We start from the raw sequence: 13,538 nt of genomic DNA on the forward strand, positions 1-13,538 counted from the left end.
TCTCGCGCTGAGGCATCAGGCATCGCGAGAGCGGTGAGTGCCCAGGCGCAGAACCGGAGCACGTCCTCCAGGGGGATCCGTTCCAGCTGTCGCTCTGTGTAGTCGCTGGGCGGTACGAACCCGAAGATCTCTTCTGCGGTGAGGTAGACGGCCATCAGGTCGATGGGGGCAGGGCTCTGCGCCGACGATGCGGGAACCAGCAAACCGCTGGGGTGTTGGTGCCATTCCGGAACGAGAGCTGGAGCTGTTGAACCTTGATGGACAGGCGGCCTTGTGAGGGGTCGGCAAGGTAGCTTGAGCGCACGGGGGCCGGCTCGCTGTCAGCGAGCATCCTTCTTATCGCTGCTATCTCCCTGACCAGGTCAGGTGTAGGGGCCATCGGATCTTCCTGTCATGCGGGCGATAGGGCCGTTGGGGTCCGGGCGGAGTCGGTCGGGTGTGGTGCGCTGGGGCCGGACCCGTGTGCGGACCGCTTCGCCACTGCGGACCGGCGCGGACGCCCCGCCCAGTGAACTGCTGGCTCTTCTCTCGCTATCAGCTCTACCACCCGGCACTGACACTCGACCGGACGGCGGCAGCCCCAGGCAGCCTCACTGGGACCGGTGAGGTCTTGCTTCCTCCCTGGATCAGCAGGACAACAGGGAAGGGGAAGCCCAGCAGCTGGCCTGCGTCCGCGTCAGGGCGGTATCCGCCTCTCGGCGGCAGGAGTTCCGCCGCCGGGGACGTGATGTGCCTCACCGGCCTCTCGGCCGGGTTAACCGGCGACCACCGCTGGCCCGCAGAAGGTGCGGGTGTCTGCGCCGCCAGCCGCCTCGGTACGGGGGTCGGGTTCCAGCGGCGCAAGTGAGAGCGAAGCGGGAGAGCGGGTCGGCCTGGGAAGTCGTGAGCGGAACCGTTACTGAAGGGGCTTTACCGGGACGAGGAGGGGGCGATCCGGCCCAAGTAGCAGCGAGGATCCCAGGTCACCAGCCGCCAGTTCCCTGGCCAGGGTTCAGGCGTGGGATAGACTGGGCGTCCTCTCTGACCCATCGCAGCTCAACCTCAGTCGTGGCGCTGCTTCCATGATCAAGCGTTTGCGGTGACCGTGCAGGCTGCTGCCATGTCGTGATGGATGGAGAGGATCTCGAATGCGGAGAGCACGAAGGGGTCGTAGACCCGCCGGACCTCGCTGCGTACCGCCTTGCCGTGCCGGGTGTGCAGGTCGTAGGTAAGCAGGTCGCTCAGGGAGCCGTAGTTGCGGCGCATCCAGCAGTTCAGCAGTTCGCGGGTATGAGTGTGGGCGGGGTGGCTGTTGAAGGTCTCGCTCCGGGGAGATGCCTGCCGGGGTTCCACTTCTCGTTGACGCGGTTGATCTCGGCTTGTCGCAGGGCTGTGCTGGTGAGTTCTTTGAGCTGGCGTCCCACGCTGGGAGAGTGTGACTGGTTCTTTGGACTGGTGTTCCTGTTGCTTCAGGCGCGCGGCGGCCCAGTCAGCGACGGCGAACAGCCGGTTCCAGGCTTTGGTCGCGACTGTGAGGTTGTCGTAGTGAGAATGCTGCCGTGCACGATGCCGTTGCGGTAGAGGCTCGTAGACGGGTTCTTCCAGTGTGGCCGTGCGCCCTTTGGTGAACGTCTTGTGGGCGTGCTGGAGGCCGCGATGGTGGCCGACGACGCTGTCCCAGGCTTGCAGTTCCTCGGAGCGCGTGCGTGCAGCCCACGGCGCACGCTCTCGAACTCCGTTGACGAAGCCGTCATGACGCTCAGCAGCACCTGGACAGTGGCGTAGTAGCGGCCTGCGAAGTAGTCCTGCCGGGCCCGTTCCACCAGGGTGAGCCTGCGGCGCATGGCCGGCAGCTTCCGCAGCGGAAGGATCATGAACGGCAGACTCTCGGCGTCGTGGTAGAGCTCGATGAGCTTCCGTTCCGCCCCGTCCACATCCTCTCCTGCGTTGGCGACAATGGCCCGCACCGGTTCCAGGGGCAGCCGGTCGTGGAAGATCCAGTGCTTTCCCCCGAACAGGTCATAGAAGGCGTCGACCGTGTCGCCGAACTCTCGCAGCTGAAGCCGGATCGCATCGGCCAGCTTCCGATTGCTTCTCCCGAGGAACCTCACCACCTTCAGTTGCCGTTCGAGCTCCAGATAGGAAGGAAGATCACGAGCAGATTCGTAGGCCATGCCCAGATCGTAAGAAGCGGCACTGACACTGCCTCGTCCGTCCGCTTCTTCCTTCCCATCCCACTGGTGCGACACCGGTTTACTCACACGCAACACCTCAGTCGGTAAGTGGGAATCGTGTGTTCGGATTGGGGGTCTGGCGCGCCGCCGGAGGGGCGGCGCGTTCGACGGCCCGGGTGAGTGTGGCGGGTCAGCGCCTGGGGAGGGCGAGGAGGTTGTTGGTCCACACGCCGTCGGCGTGGGTCCGCAGGTACTTCTCGCCCCGAGTGGGCGTCACGACGACGACCTTCGTGCGGTGTCCGGCTGCGTCGGTGTAGGCCTCGCCGGACTGGTTGTCGATCCAGTCGACGAGCTGAGCCCGGGTGTTGTTGCCGCTGTTGCCGGAGGCCTGGTTGGTCCACCACAGGTGGGTGATGTGTTCATGGGTGGTACCGCCGGCTGTCAGGCGTACCGCGGTGATCTGGATGGCCATCGTTGCTGTCCTGCAGTTCTGCCGGCGGCATTCTGACGGGTTCCCGCGGCCGGCGCCCGGTTTCCGTGAGCACCCCGGGTGGGGTGCTTCGCCTGGGACAGACGACGTAACTCGCGGGTAGGAGGACGCGTGTGGCTGGCGGGGTGTCAGGAGCAGTCGAGGCAGCGGTCGCTGTCCGGGGCGAACATCGCGGGCGGGTGCTTGAGGAAGCAGCCGGGGCAGGAGCGGCCGGGGGTGCGGGGCGGGCAGGCGCAGCTGCCGCATTCGGGACAGTGAGGGACGTGGCAGCGCGGGCAGGCGGGTTCGAAGGAGCGGTAGTTCTCGTCGCAGTTCGCGCAGATGTAGTCGCGCGACCGGGGGCCGGTGTCGGCGGTGGGTGGGGTGAAGGCGCGCCAGGGGGCGGAGTCGGTGACGAGGACAGCGACGGTGTAGCCGTCCATGGGGGCGGTGTCGGTGTGCAGTTCGCGTCCGAGGATGCCGTCGCGGTAGCGGACCTGGGTTCGTCCTTGTGCGCGGCCTGGGCCGGTCAGGGCGCGGTCGATGACGGGGATGTCGCCTTGGAAGCTGCCGCGCGGCAGGGGCGGCAGGCCGTTGGAGGCGGCGAAGGCGAGGTGTCCGTCGGGGTCGAGGAGGAGGACGTGACCGGGGGCGGGGAGGTGCTGGGCTGCTCGTACGCAGACGGCCATGCGGGAGGCGTTGCTCGTCTTCCACAGGAGGGTGATAGCTGAGGCGGTGGGTCCTTTGGCGTCCAGGTGCTGGTCGACGAGGTGTGCAGGGAGCAGGATCTGGGCGGCGAACGCGTCGCAGGCGGCGTCTTCGAGGAGGACACCGCCGTCGGGTTCCCGGCTGAAGGGCTCCATGAGGTCGAAGCTGTTCTTCTGCAGGTGGTGACCGAGTTCGTGCAGGGCGGTGAAGTCCCGCCGTGCGTGGCTGGCGGAGGTGGCGACGGACAGGCGGGGCGGGGGGCCGTAGTCGTATGCTCCGGCGACGCTGCAGCCCTGTGCCGTCTCGTTTTCGGGAACGTCTTTGACGGTGAGCTCGGGCCAGGTCCGCAGTTTTGCGAGGGCGTCTTGCGCCAGGAGTTCGGCGGCACCGGGGCGGGCTGCTTCGAGTTCCGTGATCATGGCGGCGGCCTGGGTGCGGGCGGCGCCGGCGCGTACGTAGTTGACCACCTCAGGCGTACCTCTCCTTCTTCTCTATTCGTCCAGGAGGAGCTCGAAGTAGCGGTCAGTGCGTGCGTTCCAGTTCGGCTGGGTGCGGTTGTCGTCGCGTGCCGCGAGCGTGTAGACGCCGTAGGCGGCACGCAGACGGGCGGCATGTTCGGTCTCGTCGTACTGGGCGGCGAGTTTCTTGACCTGGCTTCGGCGCAGAGGCCGGTTGAGTTCGTGTACGACGGCGGGCGGCAGAGCTGGGTTGGTGTCGAGGAAGCGGGCGGCGGGCTGGCCGAGGAGTGCGGCGAGCGTATCGGCCTGCTCGGCGTTGAGGGGCTGTTGCCCCCTCCACATGTCCAGGGCCAGGGGCGGTGGCAGTTTCAGTTCGGCCGCGAGCTGCTGGACGGTGATGGCGTGGTCGCGAAGGAGTTCGGAGAGGCCGCCTGACCCTTGCGGGGCCCATTGTGCCGAGGCGAGGACCTCGAGGTGGTCGGTGAGGGCGGCGCGGTATTCGCCGGCTGCTGCGGGCACGAGAGTACTGCTGCCCCATCGGGCGCCGGTGACGGTGTCGGCGAGCATGCGGGAGGTAAGGGGGTCGGGGCGGCTTGTCAGCTCGCTGACCGGCCGGTCCAGTACGCACCACGGAAGAGTGGTTTCCAGGCCCCACCAGAGCGCCAAGGGCTGCTCCAGGGTCGTGGCCGGGGCGGGCAGGAGCAGGGTGTCGGCGTCCGCGTAGCGTTCGAAGGAGGCCGGTACGGCGCGGGCGGTGTCCTGGTCTCCGGCCGTGGTGATCAGCAGCAGCTGGATGGTGTCGTCCCATACCGCGCGCCAGATCTGGCCGGGGCGGGGGTCCTGAGGTGGTGCGGTGGCCGCCTGGTGGACGGCATCGGGCACTTTCAGGCCCGCTGCGGCGGCTACGAGCCTCTGGTAGGCAGTGGTGTGGACAGAGCTCATGCTGTCTCCCCCGTCTCCTCGGCTGTGGTCCATCAGCGCATTCTCTTCTCACTGGGTCCAGACGACGTAACTGGGGCTGTTCACGAGGCGGTCTCACTGCAGCGCCGCAGCAGGGCGGCCATGACCGCATGGGGGTCGATGTCCGCGGACAGAGCATTACGGAGCATGGTCTTGAGGTTGGACAGGACCGCGGCTGCGTGGCCTTGCCGGATCTCAAGCAGCTGCGCCGCGTGGTGGGCGTCCTCGTCGATGCAGGGAAGCAGCAGGCGGTCGTTGGGCGTGAGGCGCTGCCAGATGTCCTCGGCCACCCCCTCAACCCCGGTCGGGTCCGGGGCTGCGGCCGCCGCATGCTGTTCGACCGTTTCGGCGACGGTCCCCTCATCGGCGTACAGGGCGGTGAAACGGGCCGGTTCCAGAAGATCAAACCGGGCTTCGAGGACCTTGGCGAGGTCTTCCTCCCGCACCGCTCCCTGTGCGTACCGGAGCACGGACAGTAGGACGGTCTTCAGGGCGTGGACTGTCTGCCGGGGTGTGGGGCCGGCATGGTTCCAGCGGGTGATGCCGACGCCTTTCACCTGTGCGGCCTGGGCGATGAGATCGTCGAGGTCTCCCTGCCATACGGCACCTTCGACATGGTCGGCCAGTGCCCAGCGCGGCGGGGAACCCTTGAGCTTGCGGTAGGCCGCGTCTTCGCCCATCAGCCGGGCGATACGGCGCCGGAGCTTGCCTCGCGGTGTCTTCTTCGCCTCGTCAATGAGGAAGTTCTTGATCGACGTGAGAAACAGTCGCTCCAGGGAGGCTTCGTCGGCGGCCTGGGTGAAGCAGGCGGTCACGAACCGTTGTCCCGCTCCTTCCCGGGACAGCATCGCGCTGATCACGTCGTAAGCCGCGTCATCGCTCCATGCCGTGTGGCCCTCGGGGGGCGGAAAGCCGGTGCCACGACGCACCTGGTGAACCAGCCTCCGCAGTAGTTCGAACGTGGCCGGCCCCAACCCGCCGGTCTGCAGCTCCTCGTACGCGCTCTGTGTCACGTGCCCCACCCCGATCCCTGCTCCCCGGCGGACGTCTACGGCCGCAAGGTTTCAAGCCTGCATACACCAGCGTTCATCCCCCTGGCATGCGACACGCGCATACTCCCTCCGTTCGAGCCCTCCTCTGCGAGAGGCGGCACCCACCAGAACGGTGAAGTAAGGGCGCCGTCTCGCTGACCGGCTACCACCACGACGGTGCACACTGCTTCGGCCAGCGGATCTCAACCTCGCGGGAAGTCGCCAGGCATGGCGGCGATCGGCCCGCCAGCATCGTTTCGCTGCTCGCCTCGAAGCCATCGGCTCATGACGGTGACCGATGTTCCGGCTTCCTTCGCCAGTGCAGTGATCGTCGGCCGCCGCTCTGGGGGAACGCTCCAGAAGCGGATGCGCATCTCGCGGATCAGGGCGTCTGGGAACCTGCGCCCCATTGGGTGGCGCTCGCCTCTGGCATTGGTCCCGTGGAAGGCCTTGTCGGCAATGTTCTCGGCCTGCGAACCGGCTCTGAGGTGCCGAGGGTTATTGCAGTTGTTCCTGTAAGTACTCTCAGGGCACGTGTGGCGGATGACCGCGGGCCCAAGCTCCTTGTACGTCACCCCTTGGGAGAGCGCATACGCGATGCGATGTGTCAAGGCTGCCTGGACGCCCTCCCACCTGAGCTGTCCGTATCCGAAGTGGTTGCGCGTCTTCGCCGTCCAGGGCCAGCAAGCGTCGTCTCCGCCCCTGCGATCGATCCGAGCCCAGAACTCCGATACACGGGCCTCGCGGTCCAGTTCGACGAGATCTCCTGTCGAGATGCTCCACCCTCCCTGTGGAGGCGTGACCGGCTCCGCCACCTTCTTCGCTCCTGTGCGGCCTTCTCTGCGGGCGACCCAAGTGTCCCGATTGTTTTCGCTCTTTGTCCCGGGGAGCAGGTGGGCGGGATTACAACAGGGCTTGAAGTCGCACAGGTGTCTGAGCAGCGTGCTGCCCGGCAGGGCTTGCTGTAGCCCGCTGGCAAGGGTGAAGGCCACGACATGTGCGCTCGCCGAGCCGGTCATGGCTTGGCCAGCAGCGGTGTGTCCGTATTTGTTGCCCTTGACGCCCTTGAAGGGCCAGCAAGCGTTCACTCCAGCTGAGTGGTCGACACGGTCCCAGAAACTCGCTTCCCGAAACTTACGGCGCTCAGGCGTCTCGGTGATGCCGTACCGCTCGCCACCATCAGTTACCCGTACTCCGGCTGTGCCGTGGAGGTGCTTATAGGTTCTCCCGTTGACCAACTGATTGATCCGAGACAACGTGCCCCCTAGCGCCGCCGCGGCCTCGGTTTGAGTCATCCGGCCGGACTGCACCACCTCCAACACCCACCGCGCTTCAGCGTCCGTCAGTGATCGTCTGACCATGCCGTAACGCTACGGTGCGGCACCGACAAACGGACCCCCAGGACGGACAGACCGAATGCGGCTCTGTCGATGCCGTAAGCCGGCCCCCGGGGCCCACCAGAGCAGCACCTCCAAGCGGCAGGTTCGACCACCGCACCGATGGCTCGGCAAAACTGCGCAGCATCCGCCCTCTGTGAGCAACGCAGGCTGAGCCGGATCACAGGTCACAGAACGCAGGCCAACGGCACCACGAGCAAATCGATCCAAGGCCAGTTAAGACCAGCAACGGATCACCCCTAACTAGAGGTTGCGCTCACCAAAGTGAGCAATGGCCAGCTCGGACTTACCTAGCCTGCTCACCTTCAGCCGGGCCACCACAGGTGAGATCGCCCCGGCGGCGGGCCTCGCGAATCATGTGGAGCGCCGACCGGTCCTTGATACCGCCCGGGTTGGCCCCTTCCAGCTTCGCGTGGAAGCCGAGCCCGGCGGGGGCGAAGGGCTCGTCGATCCAGAGCACCGGGGTGCGGCCGACCAGTTGGGCCGGCCGACGGGCAGTAGGGGGGACCGGGGCGAGCGCCCCGGCGGGGGCGGGAGTTGTGGAGTGGAGGTGATCGAGCAGCGAGCTGGTCATCAGGACGCACGGCTCCTTCGCGCCCCCGGGCACGCCAAAGGGCGCGGGGGCGGCGAGTGGGTGAGGTGTCAGGGGAATCGCGGCACGGTCTCGCCACGGCCGCGGATGCGGCTCACGGGCGGGACGCTGGGCGGCTCTCCGCAGGCGTGTCGCCTGCGGTCAGAGGGGCCCGGTGACGATCACTGACGCCAGATACACAGGAGCGCATGCGTCGGGGCCGCCATCCCGGCGGATGGCCAGCCGGCGGTGACGCGGGGACCGGAACGGTCGAAGTGCACTCCGGCGTGCGACGACGCGGGCAGCGACGGAACATCGTCCGATGCCGAGGGATCATGGTGACCGAACGGGGCAGCCCGCGGCCGATCCACCTGATGCCCGTGAACCTCGTGGGCGGGGTGTTCGTGCAGCGGTTCGCAGACGTTCGACGCCATCTGCTGCTCGTACGACCACGTAGAAGCGGCCACTGCAGGGAGATCGGAGTGCGCGGCAGCCGTGTGCTGCCCGCCCACGAGGTGGGCGAGGACCACGACGGCAAAAACGATCAGTGCGGCAACGGGACTCCACCCCTTCACGGGGAGCGGAAGCCTGTGGCGCCGAACGATCATGCGCAAAAAGTAGTGGACTGGATACTCGAAGTCACAGTGGCGCGCTCGCATTCAGCCAGTACGCAAAGTCTCCCGCGCACGCCCGGGCTGCCATCGGATGCAGATGCGGCCATGTCCGCACCATGCTCGGGAGGCGTCGCGAGGCCGGAGCGGCCGGGCGCCGACGCCTGCAGGCTCGGTGCTCCCCAGGGTCGCGGCCCGCAAATCTTGTCCTGTTCCGTCACTCGGCCGGGGTGTCGTGCAGGCCGAGACGCAGGTGCTCGACGTGGTAGAGGGCCTGGCCGAGGAGTTCCGCGACGTGGTTGTCGTAGAGCGAGTAGACGATGGAGCGGCCGCGTCGTTCGCCGGCGACCAGGCCGAGGTTGCGCAGCAGGCGGAGCTGGTGCGAGCAGGCTGACGCTTCCATCCCGACGGCGTCGGCGAGATCGCCGACCGCACAGGGGCCCTCCTGGAGCCGGGCCAGGATGTAGAGCCGGGAAGGGGTCGCGAGCGCCTGGAGGGTGGCGGCAACGTCGGCGGGTCCGACGGCGTCGAGACGCTCGCGGGTGCTGGCGCTGCTGGTCGTGACGTTTCCGTGGCCCATACCTCCATCGTACCGAGAACTACTGAAGACCTGTTCATATATGCATGTACGGTGGATGTGCTGCCCCGCCCCTACCCGCGAAGGGTCAATTCGTCATGCCTTCAGTTCTGGACCAGCGGCCCGCGCCGTCCGCCGGCGCCGCGCGCCCTGCACCGCCGCGGCGCCGCACACGCCTGCTCGCGCTGCCCGAGGCGCGCTGGGCTCTGACAGCACTGGTGCTGTTCCTCCTCGCCCTGCCCATCTACCTGCTGGACGGCCCGGCGTGGCTGTGGGGCACTCTGTTCGCCGCGACCTATGCCACCGGCGGCTGGGAGCCCGGCTGGGAGGGTCTGAAGGCGCTCAAAGAGAAGACGCTGGACGTGGACCTGCTGATGGTCGTCGCCGCCCTCGGCGCGGCCGCGATCGGCCAGATCCTCGACGGCGCGCTCCTGATCGTCATCTTCGCCACCTCCGGCGCGTTGGAGGCCGTCGCCACCGCGCGGACGGCCGACTCCGTGCGGGGACTGCTCGACCTCGCCCCGACCACCGCCACCCGGCTCCTGCCCGACGGCACCGAAGAAACGGCCGAGACCGATCAACTGGCGACCGGAGACACGATCCTGGTACGGCCCGGAGAACGGGTCGGCGCGGACGGGCAGGTCCTCGACGGCTCCAGCGACGTCGACCAGGCCACCATCACCGGCGAGCCGCTGCCCGTGGCCAAGCAGGCGGGCGACGAGGTGTTCGCCGGCACGGTCAACGGCACCGGCGCCCTGCACGTGCGGGTGGAGCGCGACCCGTCGGACTCAGTGATCGCCCGGATAGTGAAGATGGTCGAGGAAGCCTCCGAGACCAAGGCCCCCACCCAGCTGTTCATCGAGAAGGTCGAACAGCGGTACTCGATCGCCATGGTCATCGCCACCCTCGCGGTCTTCGGTATCCCGCTCGCGCTCGGGGACAGCCTCCAGTCCGCGCTGCTACGGGCGATGACCTTCATGATCGTGGCCTCACCCTGCGCGGTGGTGCTCTCCACCATGCCGCCGCTGCTCTCCGCCATCGCCAACGCCGGACGGCACGGTGTCCTGGCCAAGTCGGCCGTCGTCATGGAACGCCTCGGCCAGATCGACCTCGTGGCCCTGGACAAGACCGGCACCCTCACCCAGGGCACCCCTCGCGTCACCAGCATCCGCCCCCTGCCCGGCACCGGCCTGGACGAAGGCGGCCTGCTCACCCTGGCAGCCGCTGCCGAGCACCCCAGCGAACACCCCCTCGCCCGCGCCGTCGTCGACGCCGCCCGCGAACGCGGCCTTCACCTGCCCGAGGCCACCAGCTTCTCCTCCGCGCCCGGCGAAGGCGTCACCGCCACCGTCGAGGGCCAAACCGTCCAGGTCGGCTCACCCTCCCGGCTGCTCACCGACGCCGACAACCTGCCGTGCAAGGAGGCCGTGGCCGAGCTAGAGGACGCCGGGCGGACCGCGGTGGCCGTACTGCGGAACGGTGCTGTGGCCGGTGTCCTCGGCATCGCCGACCGGCTGCGGCCCGACGCTGCGGCGACCGTCGCCGCCCTGACCGAGCTAACCGGCCGCACTCCCGTCCTGCTCACCGGCGACAACGAGCGCGCGGCCCGGCACTTGGCCGCCGAAGTCGGCATCACCGACGTCCGCGCCGGACTCCTCCCCCAGGACAAAGTCGCAGCGGTCAATGCATGGAGGACGGAGGGTCGCCGGGTGCTGGTGGTCGGCGACGGCGTCAACGACGCCCCCGCCCTGGCCGCCGCGCACTCCGGAATCGCGATGGGCAAAGCCGGCTCCGACCTCGCACTGGAGACCGCCGACGCCATCGTGGTACGCGACGAACTCGCCACCATCCCCTCCATCGTCCAGCTCTCCCGCACTGCACGCCGCCTCGTCATCCAGAACCTGGCCGTCGCCGGGACGTTCATCACCGTCCTCGTCGCCTGGGACCTGGTCGGCACCCTGCCCCTGCCCCTCGGCGTCGCCGGACACGAGGGCTCCACCGTCATCGTCGGCCTCAACGGCCTACGCATGCTGCGCGAAGCAGCCTGGCCCCGCCTGACCAAGAACACCGCGTGAGCAAACGAACCCGCCGTGCCGATCTTCCCCCGGGCGGTGGCCCTACGGCCCGCTGTCACCGTCTGCCGCGGCTGCTCTGCTCGAGTCAGTGTCTGAGATCCCGAGTGCGTGACCGAGACAGCACCCGGCCCGAAGCCAGAAGCCTCGTGCACGAGCAGGGCTACCGCAAGGCCACGCTGACCATAGGCGTTATGCATGGGGCTGGCGCTTCATCCGCGGCCCGGCGCAGCAGCGGCAGGATCTTCAGGACGGGCTTTCCCCGGTAGGTGCCGGCCACATCGGCGAGCGCCTCCTGGTACGGGCGCGCCGGGGTGCCGGTGCTGTCGGTGAGAAGCCACCCCAGACCGGCTGCTCATGTTGATCTCGCCCATGTGCCCGCTCCGCTCGCTCACCGGCCCCGGCCGCTCCGGCATCGGTCTTTCGACGGTACGAGCGGGCGTTCCCGTGTGCGGGCGGGTCAGGCGGCCGGGGTGTAGCGGACGATGGTGTTCTCGCACGGGCCGTCGGCGTACATCTTCAGCGCTTCGAGTACTCAGTCGTCCGCGGTGAGGTGCCGGCGGAGCTTGGTCGACATCCGTTCCGCGACGTACCGGCACTGGGCGTCCGGGGACGGCGGCATCCAGTCGGCCAGGTCCTGGCCCGACCTCTGCCGGTTGGAGCGGGCCGTCACCGCGATGAGCGAGACGTTCGCGCCCTGGTCGTTCGCGTACGCCTCCCGCCGGGCCGCGGTCCAGGCGGAAGCGCCGGAATCACAGCTTGCGGCGACCGCGACCATGTCGTCGATGTCCAGGGCCCCGGCACTGGTGACCTCCTGGCCGTCGTAGTAGCTGACCCAGGGCGCCGCCGGTGAGCTTGCAGCCGGCGCCCAAGGTCGGTGCGACGACCGCCTCGGCGATGAGGACCTCAGCCCGTGTTGCACCTGTCGGGTGGAGCTTTCCCGAAATTCCAGTGCTTGAAGGACGAGGGGTGTAACCGGTTCGGTCCTCTTCGGTGACCTGTACCAGACCGACCGCGTCAGCCAGGGTCGTCACCTCCGCCGTCGAGGCTGCCTGCGCGGCCGAGGGCATGGGCAACACGTTGGCGGGGACGGCCGGGACCAGAGCGGCGGCTGCAAGGGCGATTGCTGTGATCATTCGTCGGTTCATGATCACCTCAACCAGCGCTCCGGGGGCTCCCGTTACGGGCTGCGGAGGCCGTTCGCTCGGTCGAGATCGCGCGCGAACCGCGCTAGCAGTTCACAGCGGGCGGGTTCGTCGCCAAGGTGATGTACGCCGACGGCCGCCAGAGGCGCGGGCACAGCTCCGTCCCGGCTGGTCACCGGCTCGCCCGGAAGACTCCCCAGCCGACACCGGCGGCGGTGAATGCCGCGCCGGTGATCTGCACGGCGGCGTCCAACTGCTCCCGGAGGCGCAGGCGGTCAACCAGGACGTACAGGAGACCCGTCACCGCGAGACCAGCGACTGCGGCCGCAAAGAGGTGCACGGACCGCCTCGACGCTGGCAACCAGTTCCAGCGCCGGTGGCAGCACTGGGGCGGGGGCGGCCGGTGCGGTCGTCGTGTCTACTCGGGAACGCCCTGAAAGCCAGTCAGTAGGGTGTCGAGGATTTCCTGTGCCCTGGTGTACGCCGCACCGCTCGGCTGCGCGCCGGGCGCCGGGGTTGGGTCCGACGGCCTGTTCTCGGCGACCATGAGCACTTCGACGAAGAAGCGGCCGTTTGTGCCGTAGACCAACGCCTGGCCGTACTCCAGGGACGTGTCGGTCGGCGTGAGCGGCGAAGGCGAGGCACTGGGCAGCTTGTGGACGGGGGTGAGCTTCCCGTTCGGCCCGATGGTCCAGTCGGGCCCGGGTGATGGCGACCCTGCCTGGTATCGGGCGTCGCTGAGGACAGCCAAACCCGGGCCGTGCTTACCCGTGGTGATCTGCGCGGCGGTAGTAATCGGCGCCTTGGAGCGGGAAACGGTGGACGCAGGGGCGTTGGCGGTTCGCGGGCCACAGCCGCGGGCCGCGGCGAGCACCTGGGCGAGCAGTTTGGATGTGTCAGTTTGCCGGGGCAGAAGATAAATACTGACGTTGAATCCGGGGTTGTGGCGCTCCGAGCGCAGTTCGTACAAGGCCGGTAAGGTTACCGCCTTACGTGTTTTCGCCCCCTCGTCAGTGATGCGCGCATCACTGGCCAGTTCCACCAGCCGGCAGGGTGAGATCCTCAGAGGGCGGTCCGGCTCGGGGCGGTGGACGACACCCTCACCCAGCTCGGATACCCCCCGGTCCAGCTGAGAGTCCATGATCTGCTGCATGTAGGAAGGTTCGAATTCGTCACTGGAGGCACTCGGAGCAGCAGGGCTCGCCGCCCCGCCCGACGAGGTGCACCCGCTCACCAGTAGGCCGCCCAGGACCGCCACCGCCGACAAGTGCCGTCCGATTCGCATGGTCCGACGGTACGGCAGCATCCCTTTCGGCGCCACGAAATACGCCTATCAGAAGGGGAGTTGGTTGCCCTGCCAACGTCCAGGAACACGCGTTGATGCCG

The 13,538-nt window shown here is 68.1% G+C and carries 11 protein-coding genes and 3 pseudogenes; 1 reads left to right on the plus strand and 13 read right to left on the minus strand.

Annotated features, from left to right (window positions below; genetic code table 11):
• The 10 genes and pseudogenes from DTB53_RS36815 to DTB53_RS07650 all read right to left on the minus strand — a co-directional run.
• Window positions 1–203, minus strand: a pseudogene (locus DTB53_RS36815) (hypothetical protein); the annotation flags it as partial.
• An 862-nt stretch (window positions 204–1,065) separates the two neighbouring features.
• A complete protein-coding gene (locus DTB53_RS07610; RefSeq protein ID WP_146777716.1) occupies window positions 1,066–1,332 on the minus strand; it encodes a hypothetical protein in 267 nt (88 codons plus the stop codon).
• Between the two features lie 116 nt (window positions 1,333–1,448).
• Window positions 1,449–2,153 (minus strand): hypothetical protein, encoded by a 705-nt coding sequence (locus DTB53_RS07615; RefSeq protein WP_146777717.1) that lies wholly within the window; start codon window positions 2,151–2,153, stop codon window positions 1,449–1,451.
• A 190-nt stretch (window positions 2,154–2,343) separates the two neighbouring features.
• A complete protein-coding gene (locus tag DTB53_RS07620; RefSeq protein WP_012377538.1) occupies window positions 2,344–2,625 on the minus strand; it encodes a DUF3892 domain-containing protein in 282 nt (93 codons plus the stop codon).
• A 146-nt stretch (window positions 2,626–2,771) separates the two neighbouring features.
• Entirely contained in the window at window positions 2,772–3,797 is a 1,026-nt protein-coding gene (locus tag DTB53_RS37100) for an ImmA/IrrE family metallo-endopeptidase (protein WP_012377539.1), read from the minus strand.
• Between the two features lie 24 nt (window positions 3,798–3,821).
• Complete coding sequence (locus DTB53_RS07630; protein ID WP_106431661.1) at window positions 3,822–4,730, minus strand: hypothetical protein; 909 nt, start codon at window positions 4,728–4,730, stop codon at window positions 3,822–3,824.
• Between the two features lie 80 nt (window positions 4,731–4,810).
• A complete protein-coding gene (locus DTB53_RS07635) occupies window positions 4,811–5,761 on the minus strand; it encodes a hypothetical protein (RefSeq protein WP_106431747.1) in 951 nt (316 codons plus the stop codon).
• A gap of 221 nt (window positions 5,762–5,982) precedes the next feature.
• The gene (locus tag DTB53_RS36665; protein WP_012377542.1) at window positions 5,983–7,140 is read right to left on the minus strand and encodes an HNH endonuclease family protein; all 1,158 of its coding nucleotides are present in this window, start codon (window positions 7,138–7,140) and stop codon (window positions 5,983–5,985) included.
• A 346-nt stretch (window positions 7,141–7,486) separates the two neighbouring features.
• Window positions 7,487–7,750 (minus strand): annotated as a pseudogene (locus tag DTB53_RS07640) (pyridoxal-5'-phosphate-dependent protein subunit beta); the annotation flags it as partial.
• Window positions 7,751–8,575: 825 nt separating this feature from the next.
• On the minus strand, window positions 8,576–8,938 hold the full coding sequence (locus tag DTB53_RS07650; protein WP_012382399.1) for an ArsR/SmtB family transcription factor: 363 nt from the start codon (window positions 8,936–8,938) through the stop codon (window positions 8,576–8,578).
• A 95-nt stretch (window positions 8,939–9,033) separates the two neighbouring features.
• Between DTB53_RS07650 and DTB53_RS07655 the strand changes: the two genes are divergently transcribed.
• Entirely contained in the window at window positions 9,034–11,010 is a 1,977-nt protein-coding gene (locus tag DTB53_RS07655) for a heavy metal translocating P-type ATPase (protein WP_012382398.1), read from the plus strand.
• A 457-nt stretch (window positions 11,011–11,467) separates the two neighbouring features.
• Here the strand turns inward: DTB53_RS07655 and DTB53_RS07665 are convergent.
• From DTB53_RS07665 to DTB53_RS07670, 3 genes and pseudogenes are all read right to left on the minus strand, one after another.
• Window positions 11,468–12,155 (minus strand): annotated as a pseudogene (locus DTB53_RS07665) (HNH endonuclease).
• Window positions 12,156–12,324: 169 nt separating this feature from the next.
• Window positions 12,325–12,456 carry a hypothetical protein gene (locus DTB53_RS37270; RefSeq protein WP_256091023.1) on the minus strand — a complete coding sequence of 44 codons (132 nt, stop codon included), beginning with the start codon at window positions 12,454–12,456 and terminating at the stop codon, window positions 12,325–12,327.
• 114 nt (window positions 12,457–12,570) lie between these two features.
• A complete protein-coding gene (locus DTB53_RS07670) occupies window positions 12,571–13,305 on the minus strand; it encodes a hypothetical protein (RefSeq protein ID WP_075025150.1) in 735 nt (244 codons plus the stop codon).
• Between the last annotated feature and the right edge of the window lie 233 nt (window positions 13,306–13,538).

This window comes from Streptomyces griseus, assembly GCF_900460065.1.
Classification (GTDB): domain Bacteria; phylum Actinomycetota; class Actinomycetes; order Streptomycetales; family Streptomycetaceae; genus Streptomyces; species Streptomyces griseus.

Coding starts and splice junctions, on each gene's coding strand:
- DTB53_RS07615 (WP_146777717.1), bottom strand. CDS start 2,153: ATGGCCTACGAATCTGCTCGTGATCTTCCTTCCTATCTGGAGCTCGAA.
- DTB53_RS07620 (WP_012377538.1), bottom strand. CDS start 2,625: ATGGCCATCCAGATCACCGCGGTACGCCTGACAGCCGGCGGTACCACC.
- DTB53_RS07630 (WP_106431661.1), bottom strand. CDS start 4,730: ATGAGCTCTGTCCACACCACTGCCTACCAGAGGCTCGTAGCCGCCGCA.
- DTB53_RS36665 (WP_012377542.1), bottom strand. CDS start 7,140: ATGGTCAGACGATCACTGACGGACGCTGAAGCGCGGTGGGTGTTGGAG.
- DTB53_RS07650 (WP_012382399.1), bottom strand. CDS start 8,938: ATGGGCCACGGAAACGTCACGACCAGCAGCGCCAGCACCCGCGAGCGT.
- DTB53_RS07655 (WP_012382398.1), top strand. CDS start 9,034: ATGCCTTCAGTTCTGGACCAGCGGCCCGCGCCGTCCGCCGGCGCCGCG.
- DTB53_RS07670 (WP_075025150.1), bottom strand. CDS start 13,305: ATGCAGCAGATCATGGACTCTCAGCTGGACCGGGGGGTATCCGAGCTG.